The sequence below is a fragment of the Mycobacterium heidelbergense genome (assembly GCF_010730745.1).
GTDB classification, from domain to species: Bacteria; Actinomycetota; Actinomycetes; order Mycobacteriales; family Mycobacteriaceae; genus Mycobacterium; species Mycobacterium heidelbergense.
Map to the genome: position 1 here is coordinate 2,972,472 of NZ_AP022615.1, position 23,835 is coordinate 2,996,306.

The following is a 23,835-nucleotide window of genomic DNA, read 5'->3' on the forward strand; positions in this document are numbered from 1 at the left end:
TCCGCATAACCTCGGTGTTGCGACGTTCACTGGAATCCGCGCCCCCCGCGATATTCCAGTCCGACGTAGCACAGACGTGGCGGTAAGCGAATGAAGGATGGCTGTTTGTTAGCTAACAGCCGCTGATGTTGATCAATGTCGTGCCTGCGGGCACCGTCGTCGGCGAGGCCCACGCAGACACTCGGATCTCACGGCGGATGGGAACCGACGCCGCTGGTGCGATATGCATGATCATGATGCTCTGGCTAACTTGTCATCCGATGGAGGCCGATCGAATTGCGGGCTGGTTTTGGCGCCGCATTCGCTCGCTGGCAGACCCTGTCGCGTGAGGGGCGGCGGCGAACACGGCCACGGTAGACGCAGTAGATCGCGAGTTTGCCCGGGACTCGCCTGAGTGACGTCGATATGATCCCGATCGATCAGCACCGAGGTGTCGATCAGCGTGTCGCAGGCCGAGCATGGGGCGGCGATCACCGCAGAGACGTCATAGCCTCTGCACGCCCAGGCGTGCAGAGGCTATGACGTCTACTGGACTATCAGCCGGCGGGTGGGGTGTATGCCGCACCGTTGGCGCCGGGCGTACCCGGCTGCCCGGAGAGCCCGCCGATGCCGAAAGTACCGCCGGCACCGCCAGCGCCCCCGGCACCAGTGCTCACGGGGGGACCGCCGGTACCGCCGGCACCACCATTACCGCCGTTACCGATCAGTACCCCACCTATACCACCGGTACCGCCGGCACCACCGCGGCCGCCGTTATGGATAAATGTGCCGCCAGTACCACCGTTGCCGCCGGCACCACCGCTGCCGCCGTTACCGAACAGCCAGCCACCGAATCCGCCGTTACCGCCCGTACCGCCGGTACCAGCTGTGGCGGCGCCGCCGCCGACACCGCCGACACCGCCGGCACCACCGTTACCCATCAGCCAGCCGCCGCCGCCGCCAACACCGCCATCACCGCCGCCGCTGGTGGTACCGGCCGCACCGGCTCCGCCCAGACCGCCATTGCCGATCATCCCGGCGAACCCGCCGGCAAAACCGTTGGTGTGGGCGGAGGTACCGGCCGCACCGGCCCCACCATCGCCGAACAAGAACCCGCCATCGCCGAGGTTGCCGAAGAACCCGGAACTGCCTATCGGCGAGGTGTTGGTGCCGGTGAATCCGTTGACGCCGTTGCCGATCAGATCGCGCCCGAACAAGTCGACGAACGGCGCGTTGATCACCCCGTCCACCTGTTGCCCGATCGGACTGGCAATCCACGACTCACCGGCCATGTGAATCGTGTTATAGAAGGTTTCGTATACCCCGTAAATGAATTGATTCGTCGTGGCCGCGGGGTGAGTGAGGACAGCAGCACCTGCGCCGCCGATATTGGCGGCAACCGTGCTCACGTTGAGGGTCTGGAGGGCGGGCAGGCTCGCGTTAATGCCCGCGAAGGCGGCCGAGTGAATGCCTTCGAGGGTGGGCAGGCTCGCACCAAGGCCCCCGAGGGCGGGCAGGCTCACATTGATACCCGCGAAGGCAGCTGAATGAATGCCTTCGAGGGCCGGGAGGCCCGCACCAAGACCCCCGAGGGCAACCGTGCCCACATTAATGCCCTCGATGGCAGCGGTGCTGGCGGCCGAGATCACGGGCTGGATGATGGGGTCGATGATCATGTCGAGCACGCCGGCGTGGGCGGTGGGCGCGGTTGCCACCGGGGTCATCGCGGCAGCGAAAAAAGCGCCGGCGACCGTGCCCAGGCCGACCACACGGCCGCGACGGTGCGCCTTCGCGTTGCGCGACCGACGATCCCGCCTCATGCTGTGCTGCTTACGTTTCATCTGCACGCCCTCCTGCGCTGGCCTAATAGAACAATGTTTCAGAAACGTACCTGAGGAGAACCTGAGTGCTGGCGGCTTTTGGTGGACGCGTTAGGACCCGACCTAAGATCTCGACTGCCCGCAACTCTGCATCCCCGCAAAATCGCTGGAAACCGGCTGACGATCAACCCAGTAGCAAACGTTGCATCGCAGCGGGATATTTCAAGTCGAAATCATACCGGGAGCTGTTGAAACGCTTTCACCTTGGAGCAACGTTAGCCGCGGGAGCGGCTTAACAGCCGTTCTGGCGGCTGAAAGGCGGGAAGGTTTGTTTGCTGCAGAGCGCGGATTGAGTAACCAACGTCGCGAGCGTGACGTGGCTGCGAGTTCCGGCGCAACTTTTCGCAATGGCGTCACGCTCGCGGTTCCGCGTGGTTCCGGCGAGATGGCTGCTGGTCGATGCCGGTGCGAATGAAAATCGTTAGACCCCGGCCTCAAGCCGACTTGGCGAGGCCGAGGTCATTCGACTAGAGCACCGACCCGAAGGCCATCCCCAACGCTGGTCCCGAAGCCGTTTGTTTCACCGGCCGCATCGGAGTGCACTTCAGCGACTGTAAAGGATTTACCCGCAATCGAGCGGTGGCCACACGCCGCCGCTGAATACTGTCGACCCTGGAGCAAGCCGGCCCGAGACTTGGACAAGAAACCGCACGTGCCACGGAGCGAGTCGTCCATTGTTCTGCAGCAGATACACGCTGCCACCGCTAGCTCGCACCTGTCGCGCGTAGTCGATAAGGAGGTCCGGCACCCACCCAGTCGGTGCCCCGTGTTGTGAGCAGCAGCGCCCGCGCGTTGGCCTCATTGCTGTCGTCATCGACGAGTGTAAGTGTGTCGCGTGCGCCAAGTGCGTTCGCAGCGGTCTCGGTACCGAATTGCCTTGTCGCATAACTAGTTCCACGCGCACCGGTGTGTCAAACGCCCGCGGTACTTTCGCCGGACCGCTTAGGCGGCGTCGATCCGGATCGTGAGTCGCCCTCCGCATGCGCGGGCGAGTCTTTCGAGAAGTGCGACTGTCGGTGTGCGGGCGCCCGCTTCGATCGCGGCTATCGCCGACTGCGTTGTTCCCATTCGCCGTGCCAGCTCTGTTTGAGTTAATCCAGCGGATTCGCGTGCGCGATAAACTGTTTCGGCGAGTTGCATCGCCGGTCCCGCTGTCGCATAGGCCTTATCGAATACTTGTCGGTCGTCAGGGCTGAGTTCGTCGATCAGCTGCTGGCGCCGCTGGTTGTAATCGCTCATCGGCTATCTCCTCGGTGTCGCCGCAGTACGTTGCGTGCGCGCTGGACCTCTTTGCGTTTGTTGTTGCGCTGCTTGCCGAATGTGGTGAGGGTGATGATGCGCCGTTTCGGCTCGACTGTGGAGGTGATGCGTTGATTCACTCGCTCGCAGCGAAACCGCAGCTCCCACAGCCGATCGGCTAGCTTTCGGCTGTGCGGCATTCCCAATTCTGTGCCCCGCTCGGAGAGGAGGTCGAGCGCCCGCACGGCTTGCGCCTTCGCTTTGAGGGGCAGCGTGTCGAGCCACTGGTCCACCTCCTTGCTCAGTTCGATGCGCCAGGGCTGAGCATCGCGGTCCGCCACGAGCCATAGTATAGCGCATTAGCTATATAGCGGAAGCGCTATTTGCTTCGGGTGTCCGCTACTACTGAGCCGCAATCAGCAGGCGCACGTCCAGTGACGCCTGGACCAGCACCCCTCCCCGCGCAGCAAGCGCGTGCTGCGCCGACCTGTTCCGCGAGGGCTACACCGACGTCGCGCAATTCACCCTCGCCAAGAGCTGACGGCGATCCTGGCCTCCGACCCCACACCCCTCACACCGCGAAAGTGCCACTGGTAACACACTTCTCGAGTGAGGCCGTAGCCAGTGGCACTTTCGTGTTGTTGCGCCAAGGACGTGATGCGACAATCGGGTCGGTATCAGCACCGCCGAAAGTTCCCTACGACTCAATCGTCAACGTGATAGCACATACGTCATCAAATTTTCAGACAGCATCACTACCCCACACGAGTAACCGACGGTGCCCCCGGTTTAATGTGGCCACGCCATGCCGCTCACAACACCGAAATCTGCTTTACTGCAACAAATGTCGACTGAAATCCAGAACCAGGCATGCGACCTGGTGCGCCTGATCACCGTTAAGCACATCGACGTCGTCGAAACGACCGAACAGGATCTGTTGTCCAGCATCTTGGACTACTTACGGACCGCCGTGCGCGCCTCGTACGTTAGCCCCGAGATGACCGTATTGACGCTGCAATTGACGCTATCTACCGAGCCTGCGGCGAAGGTGGCGATGCACCGGATGCTACACACGAACGTCGAGTTTTACGTCGCCTCGTCGAGATTGTTGCACCAGAAGAGCTTCCGCACGTCGCTTTCGGTATCAGCGCTGCGTTGACGGGTTCGCTCATTGGGTTACTCAACGGCAGAATGACTTTGGAGGCTTCGCTACGCCATGTCGAGTGGGTCGCGCCTGTCCTGCTCGGCGATGTACAGCCGCGCACGCGGAAGTAGGTTCACATTGCTTTCGCGCAAACCGAGAAATCGATGGAGTCCGAATACCGACAGTCAAGACTCCTGACCCGGGCGATAGACGAACGCGCCGATCAATGTCGCCAAGTTCGAAGCCGGTTGGCCGACCCCGACGTGATCGGCGGTGCCGGGATGCAGACCTTGTCGGCTAACCGCCTCGAGAGGCCAGTGTGAGCGGTCGACGTCATCAGCAGCACCAACTAGCTGCAGTAACACTATGACATCCGACTAATCTGCCGTATGATTCGACAAGCATTAGGAAACCTTCGGAGGGTATCCCGGTACTGGTCGTCGGGTCCGAAGTGGAGGTCGCATCGTCAAAAAGTCACCTTCGCGCATCTCGCCGCCACGCGATGCACCGCGTGAACGTTCCGACCGGGCCCAATCCGCTCCCTTGACAGAGATGACCAGCAGTCAGCTGAAACGGCGAGCCAAGATCGTCGATGCGGTTATCGACATGGTCACCGAGGCCGGCGCCGATACAGTGCAGATGCGCGACGTAGCCCAGCGGTCAGGAATGGCACTGGCCACCGTCTATAAGTACTTCAGCTCCAAGGAAGACCTCTTAGCGGCGGCCCTGGACAGCTGGCAGAACCGGGAGGCTGAGCCGATCCTAAGCGGCGACGAACCGCCTGATCAGGACCCTGTGTCTGGCATCGTGGACTACTTGTGGCGCTCGCAGCGCTCCGCCCATGCCAACCCCGAGTTGACCGCACTGACGCTGCAGTTGACGATATCCACTGAGCGTGGGGCGAAAGCGGCGATCGACCACCTGATATACACGAACACCATGGTTTTCAAGCACTTCCTCGCCGATGTTGCGCCGGAAGATCTTCGGCGGGTCGGCTTTGGTCTCGGCAGCGCGTTTACCAGTTCGCTGATCTGGTTGCTCACCGGCAGAATGACTTTGGAGGAATCGCAAAGCCATGTCGAGTGGGTCGTGCGTGTCTTGCTCGGCGAAACACAGCAGCGCGTGCAAAAGCAGGTTGACATCGCTTCGCGCAAGCTGAGAGATCGATGAGCACTTCTCAAGTGTGCTCTCAAGGTGCCCACAAGGGCGCCTGCCCTGTGATTGGCAAATCGCACCTGCACTGATGCACGCTGGCAGAGACCGCCGCGGCCAAATGATCGAAGCCCACCTGTGACTTAGCCTGGTTGGACTTCACGATCATCGGGTAGCGCGACTTCAACGTGGCGCGGATCAGCGTCGCGGTCGCGGGTCTGGGTGTGTATCGCGTCGGTGGTGACGGTACCTGCCGTGGCAGGAGCTTCAGAATTGCCCGCACACAGGGTATTTCATTGCTCTTATCGGCGACGGCGAGCTGGTGCAGCACCAGCCAGGCACGGTGGGCGGACACCGACACCCGAGGAAGTGCGGCGGACCCTTAGCCGACGACTTCGCCCCAAGCCCCTGCAATTCGTTCTGCGCGTTTATTTGCTTTTCGCTTCGACAATTCTTCTGCTGTCAGGGAATTGCCGAATAATGCACTGGCATTGGAGTCTAGCGTCACTCTCGAGCAATGAATGTCGGCGACCATTACACGAGGGCTGCCATAGGGCTATCATTCCGGTATTAAGAGTAGAACACGGTTTTACTAACTTAAAGCCTCTATCCGAGCTAGCTGCGGAAATGCTACGATCAATCAATCCGAAATGTTTCACTTCGTCATCAATCGCCGGGGCGTTTCGGGGCTTACCAGGGGGACTCACACGTCAACCGGCCACAAGATTTAGTGTGTACTTTTCTGTTCAAGTCGCATAAATATGCAGGTCAAAGGTTTACATAGTCCCGTTCGACTGCGGCAACGTGACGCAAGTCAGGTTTTGAACCGCAATTCAAACACCATAATTCGATCTCCGTGTTCATATGATTTGTAGCTTTGGCGATTCTTCTACCGCCAGAAAATTGACAAGTCACGCGCGTCATTGGAACGCACCGTCTCACTCGAACAATGAATGTTGGTCGCGATTACACGCGGGCAGCGATGGCCGCGACAAAATTGAAACACTGTTCTAGGTACGGGCCCGCCACAGTCCTGGCAAAATTGAATCGCGGTTCTACGCATTGTCATGCGTATTATTCGGCGAGCATCAAGAAGAACCTTCTCAGAGCATCCCGGTCCTCGTCGTCGGGTCCGCGTTGGAGGTCGCATCGTCAAAAAGTCACCTTCACATGCCTCGCCGCACGGTGCACCGCGTGAACGCGCCCAGGTCGACCGGGCCCAATCCGCTCCCTTGAGGGAGATGACCAGCGGTCAGCTGAAACGGCGAGCCAAGATCATCGATGCGGTAATAGCCCTGATCGCCGACGGCGGCGCCGATGCGGTGCAGATGCGAGACGTGGCCCAGCGATCGGGAGTGGCACTGGCTACCGTCTATAAGTACTTCAGCTCCAAGGAGGACCTCTTAGCGGCGGCCCTGGACACCTGGCACAAGCGTGTGACCGAGCCTATCCTCGGCGCCGACGAACCGCCTGCTCAGGACCAGGTGTCCGGCATTCTGGACTACTTATGGAGCTCCCAGCACTCCGCCCACGCCAACCCCGAGATGACCGCACTGACACTGCAGTTGACGATATCCACCGAGCCCGGGGCGAAAGTGGCAATCGACCAGTTGCTACGCACGAACGCCGAGATTTTCAATCGTCTCGTCGACATTGTTGCGCCAGAAGATCTTCCGCACCTCAGTTTCGGTCTCAGCGGCGTGTTGACCGGTGCGCTGATCTGGTTGCTCACTGGCAGAATGACTTTGGAGGAATCGCTAAGTCATGTCGAGTGGGTCGCGCGTGTCTTGCTTGGCGGAACACAGCCGCGCGTGCGAAAGTAGCCGGCAATGCAAAACTCGCGGTAACCGTCGCGCGGTCTCCCAATGGGATCGGTCTTCACCACCAGGCAAGTGGCTTCACGACGCAACAACCCGGGAACCGTGATCCCGTCTTCTGCGGCTCGTCGCACCAGGCCGGCGTACACCTCGTCATCGATGTCGCGAATCTGCACAGGCTTAGGGCGCGCAGTAGGTTCGTCGGGGTAGGCCCCTGGAGCCACAGCAGCCACGCCAGCACCGCCAGAACTTGTCTGCGACTCGTCAACGTGCCAGCACATACGCCATCAAATTCCAGACAGCATCACTGCCTTGGGGCTCGTGACCAACGGTGCGCCTGGTTTTCGTGCGCTACACCCTCGATGAACTCCTGTCACAGTGCGATGCCTCAGCCGACCTCACGGCTGAGGATCGGGTTTGGCTCGATACCGACCAAGGCCAGATCGAGGGCAACCGGGCTCATCCCGAGCGCCGCCGGCCCAGGCCCCCGTGAGACGGCGCGTCCTGGGGCGCCATCGCTGGAAAACTGATTTCGTCGTTGGCGATGAAAGGTATACTTCTCCGCGCCTGTGGCTTCTGTTACCGGCGTGGCGTCTAAGCCACAAGAGCTGACCCGGGTGGTCGTGAACCACGGTTGGGCACAGGCGCGCGAATTGCTATGCGTGGTGCAAGAAGTCGTCGAGCCAGCGCGCAATCTGGCGCATACATTCTGGTTCGACGCCGCCAGCGCGACCGGTGATTCGTGCGTGGCTGTTCGGTCATCGCCCATGTCGCTCGCGGCAGCCGTAGTCGCGGCCCGGCGAGCCGGACATGGTGTGCCCAATCGCGATTGCGCGTTTTACCAGGGTTCAGGAGGCCAGTCCGAGGAACACCATCACCGACCGTTCGATGTCGTCCATAACCATGGTGGATACCCGACCGACCCGCACCCCGAGGTTCGACCGCCGGACCGTCGTAATCTTGTCGATCATGGCGAAGCTGGGCTGAGCAATTCCGGTGGTCGTCGGTATCGCGACCCGCGCTATCGGCGCATCCGCCACCGTCGTGGTCAGCGGGATGACCACGACGGACTCCGTTGCGGAGAACAAATCATCCTGAATGATGAGCGTCGGACGAGGATGGACGCCTGAAACGGTCCATAGCTCGTCGCGGCTCACTCGTGGTCGACCAGTTCCGAGATCGCCTCCACAAAGTCCATGTCATCGTTGTGCCGGTCGGCTTCGACAAGCGCCAGCGCTTCGCGATGCGCTTCTGTGGCAAACCGCTCCGAGCGGACGTCGGGCACCCACACTTGGTCTAGCGGTCTCGCCCGGAGTTCGTCGGGGCGCTGTTCGCTGGGCGTCGAGTCTGCGGTGGTAGCGGCGCCTAAGGCGAAAAGCCAGCCGTGACCGCAGGCTCGATGCCTCCAGCGCAGACTCGGCGCCAGCGGCGCCTGGTCACAACCCTCGACGGACGTACGGGCCAGACCGCTAGATATCGGAAGTGATGTACCGCGTCTTGACGGGAGGCGCGGCCAGCAGCGGCGGGAGCTCGGTCAGTTTTCCCTCGCCGGCCCGAAACGCGCGGTAGGCCTCGTCGTGCTCGACCGTGTCCCACAGTTCGTAGATGATCCAGTGCGCTTCGTCGTCCTCGTCGACGAGCACGTCGGTTCGCAGGTTCCCGTCGAACGCGCGGGTGACTTGCAGCGCCCGGCCCATCACCTCGCGCGCCGCGGGCACCGATTCGGGCTTGAGTTTCAGTTCGAGTATCACCGTGACTGGCATAGTCGTCTCCTCGATTGCGACGGCGATCCCAAGATAGCCGCCATCGGGCCGGGAGGGCCGGGCGGATTCCCACTACACGATCTGCGAAGGTGATAGCACTTTGGAAGGTCGCCTTTCGGCCGGCGCGCGGCCAGCAGGCAGCGAGAACGCAATTTCCACTTTTATCGAACGCTGTTGTACCTTTCAGTGAGCGCATTATTGCGTTGCGGACTGTGATGATCGCTGGAGGACACCTATGCAGAAGGCACTCGCCCCCGACATCTGCACCTGGCCCGACGAAAACCCACAGCTGATCGGCAGTCGATGCGGCGACTGCGATGCCACGACGTTCCCGGCGCAGCAATGGTGTCCGCGCTGCAGCGGCGGTGAGATGGCCGAGCTGCTGTTGCCGCGGCGCGGCACCCTCGTGGCATGGACCACCCAGGGCTTCCCGCCCGGAGCCCCCTATGCCGGTCCGACCGGCAAGGATTTCGTGCCGTTCGGCGTGGGCCTGGTCCAGCTTGGCGACCTCATCCGAGTCGAGGGGCGGCTGACCGAAAACGACCCGGCCAAGCTGCAATTCGGTCAGGAGGTCGAGCTGACCATGGTGCCGTTGACCACCGACGAGGAGGGCGCCGAGGTCATGACCTTCGCGTTCCGCCCGGTCTAAGGGAGGGGCCTCAGATGACTAACGACGTGGCCATCATCGGCGTCGGCCTGCATCCGTTCGGCAGGTTCGAGAAGACCGCGATGCAAATGGGGGCCGAGGCCATCCAGTCCGCTTTGAATGACGCCGGCCTGGGTTGGAAGGACATCCAGTTCGGCTTCGGCGGCAGCCACGAGGTGTCCAACCCCGACGCGGTCACCCGCCTCGTCGGGCTGACCGGCATCACGTTCACCAACGTGTTCAACGCCTGCGCCACGGCGGCCAGCGCCATTCAGCAGACCGCCGACACCATCCGGCTGGGCAAGTACGACGTCGGCATCGCCATCGGCTTGGACAAGCACCCGCGCGGCGCCTTCACCGACGACCCCGCCAAGCTGGCGCTGCCGCAGTGGTACGCGCAGAACGGGCAGTTCGTCACCACCAAGTTCTTCGGCATGAAGGCCAACAAGTACCTGCACGACCACAACATCTCGCAGGCCACCTTGGCCAAGGTGGCGGCCAAGAACTTCCGCAACGGTGCGCTGAACCCGAATGCGTTCCGCCGCAAGCCGATTCCTGAGGAAGAGATTCTCAACTCACCGGTGCTCAACTACCCGCTGACGCAGTACATGTTCTGCGCGCCCGACGAGGGCGCCGCCGCCGTGATCATGTGCCGCGCCGACATGGCGCACAAGTACACCGACAAGCCGGTTTATGTGCGCGCCTGCGAAATCCGTACCCGGCGTTACGGCGCCTACGAAGTGCACGCCACCTTCGCTCCGCTGGATGAAGACGTCTCCCCGACGGTGTACGCGGCCAAGGCGGCCTACGAGGCCGCGGGCATCGGACCCGAGGACGTGGACATCGCCCAACTCCAGGACACCGACGCCGGCAACGAGGTCATCCACATGGCCGAGACGGGCCTGTGCGCCGACGGTGAGCAGGAGAAGCTGCTGGCCGACGGCGCCACCGAGATCCACGGTTCGATGCCCGTCAACACCGACGGCGGGTTGATCGCCAACGGCGAGCCGATCGGCGCGTCGGGCCTGCGCCAGATGCACGAGCTGGTGCGTCAGCTGCGCGGCGAGGCGGGCGAGCGCCAGGTGCCCGGCGACCCGCGCGTCGGTCTGGCCCAGGTGTATGGTGCACCCGGCACGGCCTCGGCGACGATCCTGTCGACCTAGCGCGAGTCCCCCGCGCGAGCAGACGCAGAATCGCACTCACGCAAGGCGATTCGTGCGATTCTGCGTCTGCTCGCGGCACGACGCCACGCGGCGCTATGCCATACCTAAATCGCCGGGCCGAGAAGGTCGTCCGCGTCGCGGATGATGTAGCCGTAGCCCTGCTCGGCCAGGAAGCGCTGCCGGTGCGCGGCATACTCGGCGTCCAGGCTGTCGCGGGCGACCACGGAGTAGAAGATGGCGCCGCCGCCGTCGGACTTGGGCCGCAGTAGCCGGCCCAGCCGCTGGGCCTCCTCCTGGCGCGAGCCGAACGTCCCCGAAACCTGTACCGCCACAGACGCTTCCGGCAGGTCGATGGAGAAGTTGGCGACCTTGGACACCACCAGGGTGGGCACCTCGCCGCGGCGGAAGGCGTCGAAAAGCGCTTCCCGCTCCGTGGTTCGGGTCGAGCCCTGGATCACCGGGGCGTTCAGTTCGGCGCCGAGCTCGTCGAGCTGATCGAGGTAGGCGCCGATCACCAGGGTCTGCTCACCGGGATGCCGGCTCAGCACCGACTTGACCACGGCGACCTTCGAATGCGCCGTCGAGCAAAGGCGGTAGCGCTCTTCGGGTTCGGCGGTGGCGTACATCATTCGCTCGTTGTCGGTCATGGTGACCCGGACCTCGACACACTCGGCCGGCGCGATCCAGCCCTGCGCCTCGATGTCCTTCCAGGGCGCGTCATAGCGCTTCGGGCCGATCAGGGAAAAGACGTCGCCCTCGCGGCCGTCCTCACGGATCAGCGTGGCGGTCAGGCCGAGCCGCCGCTTGGATTGCAGGTCGGCGGTCATCCGGAACACCGGCGCCGGCAACAGGTGCACCTCGTCGTAGATGATCAGCCCCCAGTCGCGGCTGTCGAAGAGCTCCAGATGCCGGTACTCGCCCTTGGTTCGGCGGGTGATCATCTGGTACGTCGAGATGGTGACGGGGCGAATCTCCTTGCGCTCTCCGGAGTATTCGCCGATCTCGTCCTCGGTCAGCGAGGTGCGCGCCATCAGCTCGCGCTTCCATTGCCGGGCGGCGACGATGTTGGTGACCAGAATGAGCGTCGTCGCACCGGCCTTGGCCATCGCGGCCGCACCGACCAGCGTCTTGCCGGCACCGCAGGGAAGCACCACCACCCCGGAGCCGCCGGCCCAGAACGAATCCGCGGCCAGCTGCTGGTAGTCGCGCAGGTGCCAGCCGTCCTCCCGCAGACTGATCGGGTGCGCCTCGCCGTCGACGTAGCCGGCGAGATCCTCGGCGGGCCAACCGATCTTGAGCAGCATCTGCTTGACCCGGCCGCGTTCGCTGTTGTGGACGACGACGGTGTCCTCGTCGATCCGGGCGCCCAGCATCGGCGCGATCTTCTTGTTGCGGAGCACCTCCTCGAGCACCGCGCGGTCCAGGCTCACCAGGGTGAGGCCGTGCGCCGGGTGCTTGACGAGTTGCAGCCGGCCGTAGCGGGCCATGGTGTCGACGATGTCGACCAGCAGCGGCTGGGGCACCGCGTAGCGCGAGTAACTGACGAGCGCGTCGACGACCTGCTCGGCGTCGTGACCGGCGGCGCGCGCATTCCACAGCGCCAGCGGCGTGATGCGGTAGGTGTGCACGTGCTCGGGTGCGCGTTCCAGTTCGGCGAACGGCGCGATGGCGGCGCGCGCGGCGCCCGCCAGCTCGTGGTCCACTTCCAGCAGCACCGTCTTGTCGGACTGCACGATCAATGGTCCTTCAGTCATATGGTCCATTATTCAGTCGTCGGCCGACACCACCGATGTGATGCGGTGGATGGCGAAGTCGCGCAGCCGCCCGGACGCGGAATCGAAGGCCACCAGCTGCCCGCCCCGTATGGTGATCGGCGACACCACCCGCTGGGTTGCCACGCCGGCGGCGTCGAGGTAACCGATCACCAAGGTGTCCTGGTTCTTGGCCGCGCGCTGCAGCAGCGACATGGTGACCGCGGGGTCGACGCGGATGTTGCCGAACGGCGCGGCGGTCACCTTTCGCAGCACCGAGACGACGGCGTTCAGCGTCTCGCGGCCTGGGCGTGGCGGCGGGCGGTAAGGCCGGCGGCGCTGCGGCGTGGGCACTCGCGCTCCGCGAGGCCGGATGTCGACGATGGAGCCGGTCGAATCTTCAGCGGCCGGGGCGAAACCCGCGCCCCGCAACGCGACGAGCACCTCGGCGATCGGCGCGGGCGACACGGCCACCGTCGGCGCCAGGGCGCGCAGCTGCAGCTCGTCGGCGGCCGCCACCGCCTGGGCCAGCAGCGCCGGGTCCTCGCAGCGCACAAACGAGGCCGCCACGCCGATCCGCAGCTGACCGTGCCGACGCGCGACGTCGTCGATGAGGTAGGTGAGCCCTTGCGGCACAGGAGTTTTAGAGTGCCTACCGAAAAGCTCGTGCATCCAGTCGCGGGTCTTGCCGATGTCGAGGGCGTGCCGGATCGACTGCTCGCTGATCCGGTACACCATCGCCGTGCCGGCCGACTCGACGGTGGCGACCGTGGCCAGGTCGTCGGCGAGATCGCGTTCTAGTGGCCCGGGCACCACGACCGTCAGATCGGCCTGCACCAGGAAGTGGTCGATCGGTGGGGGCATCGCCCGGGCCATCGCCTGGGTCGCGGCGTCCGGGTCGCCGGCTTCGTCCAGCAGCGCGCGGCCGGGCGAGCTGATCGCGCCCCGCCCCACCAGTCCCAGCGCGTGGCTCTCGGCGAGCAGATCGGCCACGGGCGGCGGCTGCAGCCGCCTGGCCCAGCGCGGACGGCGCCAGATCAGCGCCGCCGACGCCGTGGTCGCGTCCACACCGGCGCCGGGCGGCAGCTCGGAGAGCATGCCCAGCAGCAGGCGGCGATCCAGCGGTGCGGCGGTCGAGTACAGCGAATCCGTCAGGGCGCCATATGGTTTGGCGTCAGGCCCGCGACTGCCGATCAACGCGGGGCGGCCCGGAAGGTCAAGCCAGGTGCTGGCCAACAGGTGCCAACGCTCGGCGGCGGACATCGCGGTGAACCGCTCGGTGGCCGGCGTCGGCGCCCAAAAGGGTCCGTCACCGCCCGCGGGCTCCGGATCGGGCATGCCGCTGGCGATCAATCCGGCCGCGGCCGCGAGTTCCAGGAGCAGGCCCAGCCGCGGCTCCGCGATGCCGGTCGCCTTAACCAGCCGCTTGACGTCGCGGACGCCCAGCCCGCCGCTGCGGAGCTCGGAAATCGGTGCGCCGCCCAGCGTTTGAAGCAGCAGGTCGAGCTCGCGCAGCAGGTCGATGACCGCCCCGGCGGCCACGGCGTCGACATCGTCGGCGGTGGTGGTCGATGCCACGGGGTCGGGTGCGGTCAGCTGCATGGGGCCGGGTCGCTCGCCGCGGAGCACCTGGCCGACGTGACGCGGCAGGATCACCGTTTCGGCGTCGATGCGCCGCAGCAGGCCCATCGCCAACAGCTGGGGCACCGGCCGGTCCGCCGGCGCACCGGGCGCGGCGTCACGCGTGCGGCCCATCGGCGAGCCCGCGAGCAGTTTGTCGAGCACGTCGGCCTGTGCCTCGTCGAGGCCGTCGATGAGGCCGGCGATCTCGTCGCCGGAGCGTGAGGCGTCCTCGAGCGTGGCTTGCCCCGGATGCCATGGCAATGCCGTGCCGGCGTCGGCGGCCACCCGGACCGCGGATTCGCCCCAGACCAGGGCGCGCTGCCTGAGGTCGTCGAGCGCACCGACCACGTCGGCTTCCGGAGCGCGGTCGCCGATGAGCGCCAGCAGCTTTGCGGTCGGCACCGGGTTTGCGTCGGCCTGCAGCACCAGCAGCGCGTCCAGCACCGCCAGCCGGAGGAAGTCGAGTTCGTCGGTGTCGGCCTTGACCGACTGTCGGGCCTGCGCCCGCGCGGCCAGCGCGGCGATGCTGCCGGGCGGGGGCTGGGCGAGGTCCGGCCGTAGTTCGAGCAGTCGGATCAGCCGCTCGTCGGGCAAGTCGGCCAGCCAGGACCCCAGCGGGATATCCGGGGTGTTGTCGGTCATTGCTGACCAGCGTAAAGCAGTCGGCGAGGCCGAACGTCACGCTCAGCTGGCCTTGCGCCACGTACGCCCGCGCGACCTGTCAGAATGGACCTCGTGGCTGATACTGCTGAGGGCAATGCGCGGAAACCCAGGTACGTCGACAACGGCTGGCCGGCGACGGACCCCGATGACCACGCGGTGAGCGAACTGGTGAGCGATCGGACCGGTGCGTTATCACCCTTCGGTGAGCTGGTGTTCCCGCTGCCCGCGACCGACCTGCCTTACCTGCACCCGGTTACCGTCGTCAACCGGTAGGTCGCCCGATGGCTAGGGCCTCTGAGGCCTCCAAGGCCTCGCCAACCCGGGCGTCGCAGGAATCCCGCTCGGACACGCTGTCGCACGTGGATGAGCGGGGGGCGGCGCGCATGGTCGATGTCAGCGCCAAGGGGGCCACCAAGCGCACCGCCGTTGCCGCGGGCGCCCTGCGCACCTCGCCCCAGGTGGCGGCGCTCATCTCGGCGGGCGGTTTACCCAAGGGCGATGCGTTGGCCACCGCACGGGTGGCGGGCATCCTGGCGGCGAAGCGCACCAGCGACCTGATTCCGCTGTGCCACCAGCTCGCCCTCACCGGGGTCGACGTTGACTTCGCCGTCGGTGAGTCGGATGTGGAGATCACCGCGACCGTGCGCAGCACCGACCGCACGGGTGTGGAGATGGAGGCGCTGACCGCCGTCAGCGTCGCCGGCCTCGCGCTGTACGACATGATCAAGGCGGTCGACCCGGCCGCCCGCATCGACGACATTCGGGTGCTCCGCAAAGAGGGCGGCAAGACCGGAAGCTGGGTGCGGTGATGAGCGCCCGATCCGCACGAGTCATCATCGCCTCGACCCGCGCATCGGCCGGTGAGTACGACGATCGGTGCGGGCCAATCATCGCGGAATGGCTTGAGCAGCAAGGGTTTTCGCCCGTGCAGCCCGAGGTGGTCGCCGACGGCGAGCCGGTCGGCCAGGCGCTGCGCAGGGGTCTCGACGCCGAGGTCGACCTGATCGTCACCTCGGGCGGCACCGGCATCTCGCCCAGCGACACCACCCCGGACCACACCGTGGCGGTGCTGGACTACATGATTCCCGGGCTCGCCGACGCCATTCGCCGTTCCGGGCTGCCGAAGGTGCCGACGTCGGTGTTGTCGCGCGGGGTCTGCGGTGTGGCCGGTCAGACACTGATTGTCAATCTGCCGGGCTCGCCGGGCGGCGTGCGCGACGGCCTCGGGGTGCTCGCCGATGTGCTCGACCACGCGCTCGATCAAATCGCCGGCGGGGATCACCAGCGATGACGCGCGTCCTGCGCGCCGCCATGACCGAGGAACCGATCTTTCTGGCCGAGCATGAAGAATTGGTGAGCCACCAGTCGGCCGGCGCGATCGTCGGGTTCGTCGGCATGATTCGCGATCACGATGGCGGCCGCCGAGTGGTGCGGCTGGAGTATTCCGCGCACCCGTCGGCGGCACAGGTCATGGAGCAGGTGGCGGCCGAGGTCGCCGAGCAGTCGGGCGGGGTGCGCGCCATCGCGGCCAGCCACCGGATCGGTGTGCTGCACGTCGGCGAGGCGGCGCTGGTGGCCGCGGTCGCCGCCGACCATCGACGGGCGGCGTTTGACACCTGCGCCCGCCTGGTCGACACGATTAAGGCGCGGCTGCCGGTGTGGAAGCACCAGTTCTTCGACGACGGGACCGAAGAATGGGTGGGCTCGGCGTAGAGCGTGCCGACGCTATCCCGGACTGACTACGGGCTCAGCTGATGGCCGACGGCGGCTGGGCGAGAGCGTCCAGCGCATCGTTTCCGTGGATATCGACGTCCCGGATCGCGTCCCACAGTTGCTTGGTGTAGCCGACTTTCGAAGCCCGCTGCGGTGCAGCCGGTGCCGAGTCGGGGTCGCCGGGAGGCGGCGGCGCGGCGTCCGCGGGGGGCATGGCGTCCGCCGGGGGCGCGGGAGGGATGGCGTCCGCGGGAGGGATGGCGTCCGCGGGAGGGATGGCGTCCGCCGGGGGCATGGCGTCCGCGGGAGGTGCGGGGGGCATGGCGTCCGGGGGAGGCGCCGGGAACGCAGCCTCCGGGGGAGGCGCCGGCGGCAGGTCTGCCGGAGGTGCGGGCGGCGCGTCCACGGGAGGCGCCGGTTGGTCGAAGGAGGCCAGCTGGACCGGCGGGGCCGGGTCCGCGGGCGGCGGGGGAGGCGGCGGCGGAGGGGCGTCCGGTGGCGGCGGTGCCACGGGCGCACCGTCGAGCCCGGGCGCATCCAGGCCGGCCGGTGCGGGCGCGGGGACCTCGCGCGGGGTGGGACCCGATAGCGGACCACCACACACGGGCCAGGCGCCACGACCCTGGGTCGCCAGCACACGCTCGGCGACCGCGATCTGCTGTTCCCTGGTGGCCAGCTGGGCCGACGGGGCGTACTCGCCACCGCCGTGCGCGGCCCAGGTGCCGGCGCTGAATTGCAGGCCGCCCTGGTAGCCGTTGCCGGTATTGATGCCCCAGTTGCCGCCGGACTCGCAGCGGGCTACTTGATCCCATTCGCCGTCGGTGGCCGCGGCTGCCTGGCCGGCGAGGGCGATGCTTCCGCCACCAAGTACTGCCCCCGTAAAGGCGATCTTGGCGACGCTGATGCTCGATGTCGTGGGCTTGCGGTGACGTCCACTCATACGCGCCGGAGTATTCCTCTCTCGTAACGCGCCTGCGAGGTCAGCTGTCGGGTTCGGGTTGGAGAGGCTACCCGGCCGGCGTCGCCCTCCCATGGGAGACGGCGCCGGCTTCACCCCGAGGAGCCGCAAGCGACTCCAGTCCGATCGCGGTGGACCGGTGGGTCCCCCGCCTCCATCCACTTTCGGTTTCCCCCGCCTATTGGATGGAGCTCGGCGCGATAGGGAGGGGAGGAACGCCATTGGCAGCTTGGCGAGCCTTCGGAGACGGTAGCGGTTTCTGTTGGTCTCGTCACGTCCTGGGAAGCCCGGCGTTTCGCTCGCCGCCAGCTGCGAAAAACCCGGAAACGCTCGCGATTTGCGCAGGTCACGGCCCCGAGACCGAAGCGTGTCCGCGTCGTTATCTTTCCGTTACGTGAGATATGTCACAGTTCCGGTTCTAGCCGCCGGCGAAGGGCGGCAGAACGTCGATCGTGTCGCCGGGGCGCAGCGGTGCGGTCTCGTCGCGGACGGCGATTCCGTCGCACAGATAGGAACACCGGCTCAGCACCGTGGCGAGGCGGGTTCCCCGGACGGCGAGCCGATCGACCAGCTCGGCGACCGTGGTGCCGGGTCGCACCACCAGCGTTTCTGATTCGGTTCTCGCGGCCGCGCGCGCGGCCGCGAAGTAGCGGACCGTCACCTGGATCCCGTCTGCTTCAACGGGGGCTTGACCCCTGGGGCTAGCCACCGATCGCGCTCATCGGGCGGGTGGGCTGGATGAAGTTGGGGTCGTTGATGCCGTGGCCGGCGGGCTTACCCCACATCGCGATCCGCCACGCCGCCTCGATCGCGTCGTCGTCCGCGCCGCTGCGCAGCAGGCCACGCAGGTCCGTCTCCTCGGTGGAAAACAGGCAGCTGCGGATTTGACCGTCGGCCGTCAGCCGCGTGCGATCACAGGTCGAGCAGAAGGCATGCGAAACCGACGCGATGACACCGAACTTTCCGCTCAACGTGCCCGGGCCGGTGTCGATCAGCCACAGCTCGGCCGGGGCCGACCCGCGCGGCGCCGGGTCCGGGCGCAGCCGAAAGTGCGGGCGCAGCGCCGCCAGCACATCCTCGGCGGTCAGCGCGACCCCCCGGCGCCATTGATGGCCCGCGTCGAGCGGCATCTGCTCGATGACCCGCAATTGGTAGCCGTGCGCGAGGCAGAACCGCAACAGGTCGACGACATCCTCGCGCCCGGTCGTCGGGTCGAGCACGGCGTTCACCTTGACCGGTGTCAGGGCTGCGTCTTTGACGGCCGCCAGGCCGGCCAGCACGTCGGCGAGTCGGTCCCGACGGGTGATGGCGGCGAAGTGCTCGCGGTCCACGCTGTCCAACGACACGTTGACGCGGTCCAGGCCCGCCTTGGCGAGCGCGGCAGCGCGCCGCGACAGTCCCACGCCATTGGTGGTCAGCGAGATCTCGGGGCGGGGCCGCAGGCTGGCCGCCTCCGCGATCACCTGCTCGAGGTGGCGGGACAACAAGGGCTCACCACCGGTGAACCTGATGCTGGTGATACCCAGCCGAGTGACGGCGATACGCATCAGCCTGGCCAGTTCGTCGGGTCGCAGCAGTTGCTCCCCGGGCAGCCAGTCCAGTCCGTCGGCGGGCATGCAGTAGCTGCAGCGCAGGTTGCAGCGATCGGTCAGCGAAACCCGCAGATCCGTGGCGACCCGCCCGTAGGTGTCCAGCAGCGGGCCTGCGGTTGGTGCTTCGAGGGCTCGCCCGTCGGCGTGCTCGTCCGCCGAGCCCGCCATCCGGCTGGGCACCGTCGGCACACCCAATGCGGTCAGCGTCATGCGGGCACCGCCGCTACTCGGGTCGGTGTGCCGACCGGAACGATCTCCTTGCCCAGCGGCATCAGCGACACCGGGATCAATTTCAGGTTGGCAAGCGCCAACGGAATGCCGATGATCGTGATCGCCATCGCCACCGCGCTCACCAAATGGCCGATCGCCAGCCATAGCCCAAATAGCAGCACCCAGATGACGTTTCCGATCAGGGCGCCGGTCCCGGCGGTCGGCTTGTCGACGATCGTCCGGCCGAACGGCCACAACGCGTACGAGGCAATGCGCAGCGATGCGAAGCCGAACGGGATGGTGACGATGAGCAGGAAACTGATGAGCGCCGCGAGCAGGTATCCGGCGGCCATCCACAGGCCTCCGAAAACAAGCCAGATAACGTTCAGGATCAGGCGCATATCTCCTCCATCGGTACTGCCAGACTACCCAGTAACGGGTAACGGGGGTGCTCGTCAGGCGGGCATCCGAGTAGGATCAGAATCCAACATGCGTCCTGCGCAGGCGGGACGCTTCTTGTGTTGCCCATCCTAGTGATCCGTCAGACAAGCAGGTGAGACCAGTGCCGACCGGCAAGGTTAAGTGGTACGACGCCGAAAAGGGGTTTGGCTTCCTGTCGCAGGAGGACGGTGAAGACGTCTACGTCCGCTCGTCGGCGTTGCCCGCCGGGGTCGAGGGGCTCAAAGCGGGACAGCGGGTGGAATTCGGCGTGGCGTCCGGCCGGCGCGGGCCGCAGGCGTTGAGCCTCAAGCTGATCGACCCGCCGCCCAGCCTTACCAAGACGCGCCGCGAGGTGTCCGTCGAGCACAAGCACAGCCCCGATGAACTGCACGGCATGGTCGAGGACATGATCACCCTGCTGGAGAGCACGGTGCAGCCCGAGTTGCGCAAAGGTCGCTACCCCGACCGCAAGACCGCTCGCCGCGTCTCCGAAGTCGTCAAGGCGGTGGCCCGGGAGCTCGACGCCTAACCCCGTCACTTTTTGTGACGGTTCGCCGTGGTGTCCGCTCACAAGAGCGGAGACTCAAGCCTCGACGTGAGTTGTTGGCGAGGAGGAATCCCGCGAAAGCGGTTGCCACAGCTGGGTTTCGACCGAGGCCAAGCCGGCTCGGTGGTTTCTGACGGTGTCCCTTTTGCGCCCAACGTCGACGCGATGGCGCGAAGTCCCGGCGTGGGCGGCCCGACAAGTCGACGTTGGGCGTTAGGGCAGAATCGTCGTCATGGCCACTTATGTTGCCGGGGCGGGCGAATTCACCCGCGACACCAACTACATCACCACCCGCATCACCGCCGACGGGCGCGACGGCTATCCGGTAGAGCCCGGCCGGTATCGGCTCATCGTTGCCCGCGCCTGCCCCTGGGCCAACCGCGCGATCATTGTCCGGCGATTGCTGGGGCTGGAAAGCGCGCTCTCCATTGGGTTTTGCGGTCCCACCCACGACGAGCGCAGTTGGACGTTCGACCTCGACCCGGGCGGCGTCGACCCGGTGCTGAAGATCCCGCGGCTGCGGGACGCCTACTTCAAGCGCTTCCCGGACTACCCCAAGGGCATCACGGTCCCCGCGATCGTCGATGTGCCGACCGGCGCGGTGGTCACCAACGACTTCGCGCAGATGACCCTGGATTTCTCCACCGAGTGGACCGCCTACCATCGCGACGGCGCACCCGAGCTCTACCCCGAACCGCTGCGCGCCGAGATCGACGAGGTGAGCAAGAGGGTCTACACCGAGATCAACAACGGCGTGTACCGCTGCGGGTTCGCCGGTACGCAGCAGGCCTACGAAGCGGCCTACGACCGGCTGTTCACCGCGTTGGATTGGGTAAGCGATCGCCTGACCAACCGGCGATACCTGGTGGGCGACACCATCACCGAGGCGGACGTGCGGCTGTTCACCACGCTGGCCCGCTTCGACCCCGTCTATCACGGGCACTTCAAGTGCAATCGATGCAAACTCAGCGAAATGCCGGTGCTGTGGGCCTATGCCCGCGACCTGTTCCAGACACCGGGTTTCGGCGACACCGTCGACTTCGTCCAGATCAAACAGCACTACTATATCGTGCACGCCGACATCAACCCCACCGGCATCGTGCCCAAGGGCCCGGACCTGGCCGGTTGGCCGACCCCGCATGGGCGAGAAGCGTTGGGGGGCAGGCCGTTCGGGGATGGAACCCCTCCCGGGCCGCCCGTCGACGGCGAGCGAGTGCCGGCGGGCCACGGCGCGTAGCGTCGCGCCGCCGAAGCTCAAAAGCTCAGCTGCACCGACCATTCCGCGTGCGGGACGGCGCGCACCGTCGCGCTGTCATTCGGTCGGCTGCCGTCGACCACCAACGTCAGCAACTGCACGACGATTCCGGTCAGCCGCCCCCGCTGGGGGTCGACCGACGGAATGGTGACCGCGAGCCGGCTGCCGGGCCGAAAGATGGTGGCGGTGGTGTTGGACGGGTCCTCGTACACCTGCAGCAGCCGCCAGGGAGCCCGGGAAATGGCTTCGGGAACCGAAAGTTGCACAGGATAGTGCTCGTTGAACGGTAGCTCGCCCTGGGTCTGTGGTGTCTGGCAGTCGTCGAGGTTGAGCACGTTGCAGTACAGGTACGGCCCGACCCGCGTCAGGTGCCCGTGCGAATACGCGCTGATCTCGGGTCGCTGCGGACCGGGCTGGCGCACGAGCAGCCACGTTCCGACGCCGGCCCCCACGCACAGGAGCGTCACCAGGGCCGCGAGCAGCGCGGCCGGGCCGCGCTTCACTCCGGCACCGCCGCCGGCCTGCCGCCGCCGCGGCGCGTCCCCTCCTGCTCGACCATGACGGGCCGATTGCCGCCGAGGCCGGGGATAAGGGAGTCGCCGCGGAAGCTGACGAGGGTCTGCGCCAGCCCAAGGATGAGCAGGGAAGTGACCGCGGTGAAGCCGACCCACAATTCGGTGTACACCAAGACGCCCAGCGCGCCGCCGAGCACCCACGCCAGCTGCAGCGTCGATTCCGAGCGCCCGAACCCGGATGCCCGCGATTCCTCGGGCAGGTCGTGCTGCAGGGAAGCGTCCAGCGAGGCCTTCGCGATCGCGCTGGACCCCGAGGTGACCAGGGTGGCAATCGCGGCCACCAGCAGGTTGCCCGCCACCGAGGCGGCGAAGGCGACGGCGCATACCGCCACCGTGCAGCGCACCACCAGGACGGCCGGCCTGCCCAGCTTCAGGCGCGCGCTGGTGAAGTTGCCCGCGAAGTTGCCGATCCCGGCGGCGGCGCCGATCATGCCCAGCATGCCCAGTTGGACCCAGCCGTTGGCTTGGTGCGCCTTGGCGACGAACGCCGGATACAAGAACAGAAAGCCCACCATCACCTTGATGGTGCAGTTGCCCCACAACGAGGTAATGATGTTGCGGCCCAGGGGTTGTCGAAGTGTCCCGCCGACCTTCTTGACTTCTTCCGGCCAGTCGCCCACAGGTGGGAGGGGCCCCCATCGGTGCGGCTGGCCGTCGTCCCGGCGGTAGCTCAGGGTGGCCGGGACCTCGCCCGCGGTCACCTCGACCCAGCGCGGAATCCGCATCGACAGCATGGCGCCGGCGACCGTGATCGCGACGACGACGAACAACGCGCCGGGCAGCTTGAACAGGTGGGTGCAGACGAACTCGACACCGGCCGCTATCGCGCCGCCGGCGATGGTGCCGCCAAGCAGTCCGAACACGGTCAGCCGCGAGTTCACCCGCACCAGGTCGATGGTCGGCGGCATCACCCTCGGTGTCACCGCGCTGCGCAACACACTGAACGACTTGGAGAACACCATCATGGCCAGCGCGCACGGATAGAGCACCATCGACGGGTAGCTGCCGGTGGCGCCGTCGTAGTTCATGATCAGCATCACCGCCAGCGCGGTACGCAGCGCGAACGACAGCGCGAGCGCGACACGCCGGCCGTGCTGCAACCGGTCGAGCGCCGGGCCGATGAGCGGCGCGATCACCGCGAAGGGCGCGATGGTGATCAACAGGTACAGCGCCACTTTGGACTTGCTCTCCCCGGTCGCCGCGGCGAAGAACAGCGTGTTGGCCAACGCAACGGCCATCGCCGCGTCCACCGCAAAGTTCGCGACCACCGGCCACGTCAGCGCCGTCAGGCCCGACTTGTCGGCGCCGTCGGCGGTGGCGGCCCGCTGCACCATCCAATACATCCGGGAACCCATTTCGCGGCTTCGCTGGGCCGCGGCGCGGGTGACGGTGATGCGTTCGCCCGCGGCGGGTCCGCGTGGCGGCGCGCCGCTACCGGGGTCCGGCTCCGACTGCTGGCCCAGTGGCGGGAGATAGCGGTTGGCGCTGGGCATCGGCGGCGGACGGCGCGTCCGGCGCCGATCAGGGTTGTCGGCCGGGTAGTTGGCCATGCCCGGATGCTGGTTGGCCGATCCGTTGCGGGTCCGGCGGCCCGGGGTGGAGGCCACGCGGCCCGGATCGTCACGCCGCCGTCCAGACACGAATCAATTCTGGCCTATGCCGACTCCGTGCGTCGGCAGGTCACCGGGTGTGGCTCATCAACCTAGTATTGGAGACGCACTGCA

24 protein-coding genes, 2 pseudogenes and 1 riboswitch are annotated in these 23,835 nt (G+C 66.2%); of the genes and pseudogenes, 11 read left to right on the plus strand and 15 right to left on the minus strand.

Annotated elements, in window-relative coordinates; genetic code table 11:
* Window positions 1-536 precede the first annotated feature (536 nt).
* The 3 genes and pseudogenes from G6N25_RS24485 to G6N25_RS14110 all read right to left on the minus strand — a co-directional run.
* A pseudogene (locus G6N25_RS24485) lies at window positions 537-1,181 on the minus strand (hypothetical protein); the annotation flags it as partial.
* Between the two features lie 1,620 nt (window positions 1,182-2,801).
* Complete coding sequence (locus G6N25_RS14105) at window positions 2,802-3,098, minus strand: helix-turn-helix domain-containing protein (RefSeq protein ID WP_083075609.1); 297 nt, start codon at window positions 3,096-3,098, stop codon at window positions 2,802-2,804.
* A complete protein-coding gene (locus G6N25_RS14110) occupies window positions 3,095-3,439 on the minus strand; it encodes a type II toxin-antitoxin system RelE/ParE family toxin (RefSeq protein ID WP_083075611.1) in 345 nt (114 codons plus the stop codon). Before G6N25_RS14110 ends, G6N25_RS14105 begins: the two co-directional genes overlap by 4 nt.
* A gap of 464 nt (window positions 3,440-3,903) precedes the next feature.
* On the opposite strand from G6N25_RS14110, the gene G6N25_RS14115 reads away from it, so the two are divergent.
* Both G6N25_RS14115 and G6N25_RS14120 read left to right on the plus strand, forming a co-directional pair.
* Window positions 3,904-4,257, plus strand: a complete 354-nt coding sequence (locus tag G6N25_RS14115) for a hypothetical protein (protein ID WP_142272760.1) — start codon at window positions 3,904-3,906, stop codon at window positions 4,255-4,257.
* 537 nt (window positions 4,258-4,794) lie between these two features.
* Window positions 4,795-5,412 (plus strand): TetR/AcrR family transcriptional regulator, encoded by a 618-nt coding sequence (locus G6N25_RS14120; RefSeq protein WP_083075614.1) that lies wholly within the window; start codon window positions 4,795-4,797, stop codon window positions 5,410-5,412.
* 124 nt (window positions 5,413-5,536) lie between these two features.
* Here the strand turns inward: G6N25_RS14120 and G6N25_RS23860 are convergent.
* Window positions 5,537-5,755: pseudogene (locus G6N25_RS23860) on the minus strand (ISAs1-like element ISMul1 family transposase); the annotation flags it as partial.
* 880 nt (window positions 5,756-6,635) lie between these two features.
* On the opposite strand from G6N25_RS23860, the gene G6N25_RS14125 reads away from it, so the two are divergent.
* A complete protein-coding gene (locus G6N25_RS14125; RefSeq protein ID WP_083075616.1) occupies window positions 6,636-7,217 on the plus strand; it encodes a TetR/AcrR family transcriptional regulator in 582 nt (193 codons plus the stop codon).
* An 842-nt stretch (window positions 7,218-8,059) separates the two neighbouring features.
* On the opposite strand, the gene G6N25_RS14130 is transcribed toward G6N25_RS14125, so the two are convergent.
* Genes G6N25_RS14130 through G6N25_RS14140 form a run of 3 tightly spaced genes read right to left on the minus strand, consistent with a single transcriptional unit; the run spans window position 8,060 to window position 8,974 of the window.
* Window positions 8,060-8,368: a type II toxin-antitoxin system PemK/MazF family toxin gene (locus G6N25_RS14130; RefSeq protein ID WP_083075617.1), complete on the minus strand. Its 309-nt coding sequence runs from the start codon at window positions 8,366-8,368 to the stop codon at window positions 8,060-8,062.
* Window positions 8,365-8,688, minus strand: a complete 324-nt coding sequence (locus tag G6N25_RS24200) for an antitoxin MazE-like protein (protein ID WP_308204527.1) — start codon at window positions 8,686-8,688, stop codon at window positions 8,365-8,367. The genes G6N25_RS14130 and G6N25_RS24200 overlap by 4 nt, the downstream gene beginning before the upstream one ends.
* A complete protein-coding gene (locus G6N25_RS14140; protein ID WP_083075621.1) occupies window positions 8,681-8,974 on the minus strand; it encodes a putative quinol monooxygenase in 294 nt (97 codons plus the stop codon). The genes G6N25_RS24200 and G6N25_RS14140 overlap by 8 nt, the downstream gene beginning before the upstream one ends.
* Window positions 8,975-9,209: 235 nt before the next feature.
* Here G6N25_RS14140 and G6N25_RS14145 point away from each other — a divergent pair, with 235 nt between their 5' ends.
* Together G6N25_RS14145 and G6N25_RS14150 are read left to right on the plus strand one after the other, a co-directional pair.
* Window positions 9,210-9,623: a Zn-ribbon domain-containing OB-fold protein gene (locus G6N25_RS14145; protein WP_083075622.1), complete on the plus strand. Its 414-nt coding sequence runs from the start codon at window positions 9,210-9,212 to the stop codon at window positions 9,621-9,623.
* A gap of 14 nt (window positions 9,624-9,637) precedes the next feature.
* Entirely contained in the window at window positions 9,638-10,783 is a 1,146-nt protein-coding gene (locus G6N25_RS14150; protein WP_083075624.1) for a thiolase family protein, read from the plus strand.
* Between the two features lie 104 nt (window positions 10,784-10,887).
* Here G6N25_RS14150 and G6N25_RS14155 read toward each other — a convergent pair whose 3' ends face one another.
* The gene (locus tag G6N25_RS14155) at window positions 10,888-12,537 is read right to left on the minus strand and encodes a DNA repair helicase XPB (protein ID WP_083075625.1); all 1,650 of its coding nucleotides are present in this window, start codon (window positions 12,535-12,537) and stop codon (window positions 10,888-10,890) included.
* A gap of 12 nt (window positions 12,538-12,549) precedes the next feature.
* Window positions 12,550-14,799: a helicase-associated domain-containing protein gene (locus tag G6N25_RS14160; protein ID WP_083075627.1), complete on the minus strand. Its 2,250-nt coding sequence runs from the start codon at window positions 14,797-14,799 to the stop codon at window positions 12,550-12,552.
* Window positions 14,800-14,892: 93 nt separating this feature from the next.
* Between G6N25_RS14160 and G6N25_RS14165 the strand changes: the two genes are divergently transcribed.
* From G6N25_RS14165 to G6N25_RS14180, 4 genes are read left to right on the plus strand one after another with little or no spacing between them, the layout of a single operon-like run.
* Entirely contained in the window at window positions 14,893-15,093 is a 201-nt protein-coding gene (locus G6N25_RS14165) for a hypothetical protein (RefSeq protein WP_179961673.1), read from the plus strand.
* Between the two features lie 8 nt (window positions 15,094-15,101).
* Window positions 15,102-15,629 (plus strand): cyclic pyranopterin monophosphate synthase MoaC, encoded by a 528-nt coding sequence (gene moaC, locus G6N25_RS14170; protein ID WP_083075629.1) that lies wholly within the window; start codon window positions 15,102-15,104, stop codon window positions 15,627-15,629.
* Window positions 15,629-16,111 (plus strand): MogA/MoaB family molybdenum cofactor biosynthesis protein, encoded by a 483-nt coding sequence (locus G6N25_RS14175; protein WP_083075630.1) that lies wholly within the window; start codon window positions 15,629-15,631, stop codon window positions 16,109-16,111. Before moaC ends, G6N25_RS14175 begins: the two co-directional genes overlap by 1 nt.
* On the plus strand, window positions 16,108-16,533 hold the full coding sequence (locus tag G6N25_RS14180) for a molybdenum cofactor biosynthesis protein MoaE (RefSeq protein WP_083075631.1): 426 nt from the start codon (window positions 16,108-16,110) through the stop codon (window positions 16,531-16,533). The genes G6N25_RS14175 and G6N25_RS14180 overlap by 4 nt, the downstream gene beginning before the upstream one ends.
* A gap of 34 nt (window positions 16,534-16,567) precedes the next feature.
* Here G6N25_RS14180 and G6N25_RS14185 read toward each other — a convergent pair whose 3' ends face one another.
* The 4 genes from G6N25_RS14185 to G6N25_RS14200 form a co-directional block, all read right to left on the minus strand.
* On the minus strand, window positions 16,568-17,473 hold the full coding sequence (locus tag G6N25_RS14185) for a transglycosylase family protein (protein ID WP_163672454.1): 906 nt from the start codon (window positions 17,471-17,473) through the stop codon (window positions 16,568-16,570).
* A gap of 13 nt (window positions 17,474-17,486) precedes the next feature.
* A riboswitch (cyclic di-AMP (ydaO/yuaA leader) is annotated at window positions 17,487-17,699 on the minus strand.
* A gap of 210 nt (window positions 17,700-17,909) precedes the next feature.
* Window positions 17,910-18,200, minus strand: coding sequence for a MoaD/ThiS family protein (locus G6N25_RS14190; RefSeq protein ID WP_083075997.1), 291 nt, complete (start codon window positions 18,198-18,200; stop codon window positions 17,910-17,912).
* Entirely contained in the window at window positions 18,193-19,293 is a 1,101-nt protein-coding gene (moaA, locus tag G6N25_RS14195; protein WP_083075996.1) for a GTP 3',8-cyclase MoaA, read from the minus strand. The genes G6N25_RS14190 and moaA overlap by 8 nt, the downstream gene beginning before the upstream one ends.
* On the minus strand, window positions 19,290-19,694 hold the full coding sequence (locus tag G6N25_RS14200) for a YccF domain-containing protein (protein WP_083075994.1): 405 nt from the start codon (window positions 19,692-19,694) through the stop codon (window positions 19,290-19,292). Before G6N25_RS14200 ends, moaA begins: the two co-directional genes overlap by 4 nt.
* A gap of 161 nt (window positions 19,695-19,855) precedes the next feature.
* On the opposite strand from G6N25_RS14200, the gene G6N25_RS14205 reads away from it, so the two are divergent.
* Window positions 19,856-20,263, plus strand: coding sequence for a cold-shock protein (locus G6N25_RS14205; RefSeq protein WP_083075992.1), 408 nt, complete (start codon window positions 19,856-19,858; stop codon window positions 20,261-20,263).
* A 250-nt stretch (window positions 20,264-20,513) separates the two neighbouring features.
* The gene (locus G6N25_RS14210; RefSeq protein WP_083075991.1) at window positions 20,514-21,518 is read left to right on the plus strand and encodes a glutathione S-transferase family protein; all 1,005 of its coding nucleotides are present in this window, start codon (window positions 20,514-20,516) and stop codon (window positions 21,516-21,518) included.
* Between the two features lie 17 nt (window positions 21,519-21,535).
* Here the strand turns inward: G6N25_RS14210 and G6N25_RS14215 are convergent, their stop codons facing one another.
* Both G6N25_RS14215 and G6N25_RS14220 read right to left on the minus strand, forming a co-directional pair.
* Window positions 21,536-22,039 (minus strand): DUF2771 domain-containing protein, encoded by a 504-nt coding sequence (locus tag G6N25_RS14215; protein ID WP_083075989.1) that lies wholly within the window; start codon window positions 22,037-22,039, stop codon window positions 21,536-21,538.
* A complete protein-coding gene (locus tag G6N25_RS14220) occupies window positions 22,036-23,718 on the minus strand; it encodes an MFS transporter (RefSeq protein WP_142272797.1) in 1,683 nt (560 codons plus the stop codon). Before G6N25_RS14220 ends, G6N25_RS14215 begins: the two co-directional genes overlap by 4 nt.
* Window positions 23,719-23,835: the final 117 nt, after the last annotated feature.

Excerpts from the sequence above, each read along its gene's own strand:
- G6N25_RS14200 (WP_083075994.1), bottom strand. The coding sequence starts at position 19,694 with ATGCGCCTGATCCTGAACGTTATCTGGCTTGTTTTCGGAGGCCTGTGG.
- G6N25_RS14185 (WP_163672454.1), bottom strand. The coding sequence starts at position 17,473 with ATGAGTGGACGTCACCGCAAGCCCACGACATCGAGCATCAGCGTCGCC.
- G6N25_RS14125 (WP_083075616.1), top strand. The coding sequence starts at position 6,636 with ATGACCAGCGGTCAGCTGAAACGGCGAGCCAAGATCATCGATGCGGTA.
- G6N25_RS14150 (WP_083075624.1), top strand. The coding sequence starts at position 9,638 with ATGACTAACGACGTGGCCATCATCGGCGTCGGCCTGCATCCGTTCGGC.
- moaC (WP_083075629.1), top strand. The coding sequence starts at position 15,102 with ATGGCTAGGGCCTCTGAGGCCTCCAAGGCCTCGCCAACCCGGGCGTCG.
- G6N25_RS14210 (WP_083075991.1), top strand. The coding sequence starts at position 20,514 with ATGGCCACTTATGTTGCCGGGGCGGGCGAATTCACCCGCGACACCAAC.
- G6N25_RS14155 (WP_083075625.1), bottom strand. The coding sequence starts at position 12,537 with ATGACTGAAGGACCATTGATCGTGCAGTCCGACAAGACGGTGCTGCTG.
- G6N25_RS14175 (WP_083075630.1), top strand. The coding sequence starts at position 15,629 with ATGAGCGCCCGATCCGCACGAGTCATCATCGCCTCGACCCGCGCATCG.
- G6N25_RS14160 (WP_083075627.1), bottom strand. The coding sequence starts at position 14,799 with ATGACCGACAACACCCCGGATATCCCGCTGGGGTCCTGGCTGGCCGAC.
- G6N25_RS14115 (WP_142272760.1), top strand. The coding sequence starts at position 3,904 with ATGCCGCTCACAACACCGAAATCTGCTTTACTGCAACAAATGTCGACT.
- G6N25_RS14180 (WP_083075631.1), top strand. The coding sequence starts at position 16,108 with ATGACGCGCGTCCTGCGCGCCGCCATGACCGAGGAACCGATCTTTCTG.
- G6N25_RS14145 (WP_083075622.1), top strand. The coding sequence starts at position 9,210 with ATGCAGAAGGCACTCGCCCCCGACATCTGCACCTGGCCCGACGAAAAC.
- G6N25_RS14140 (WP_083075621.1), bottom strand. The coding sequence starts at position 8,974 with ATGCCAGTCACGGTGATACTCGAACTGAAACTCAAGCCCGAATCGGTG.
- G6N25_RS14105 (WP_083075609.1), bottom strand. The coding sequence starts at position 3,098 with ATGAGCGATTACAACCAGCGGCGCCAGCAGCTGATCGACGAACTCAGC.
- G6N25_RS14120 (WP_083075614.1), top strand. The coding sequence starts at position 4,795 with ATGACCAGCAGTCAGCTGAAACGGCGAGCCAAGATCGTCGATGCGGTT.
- moaA (WP_083075996.1), bottom strand. The coding sequence starts at position 19,293 with ATGACGCTGACCGCATTGGGTGTGCCGACGGTGCCCAGCCGGATGGCG.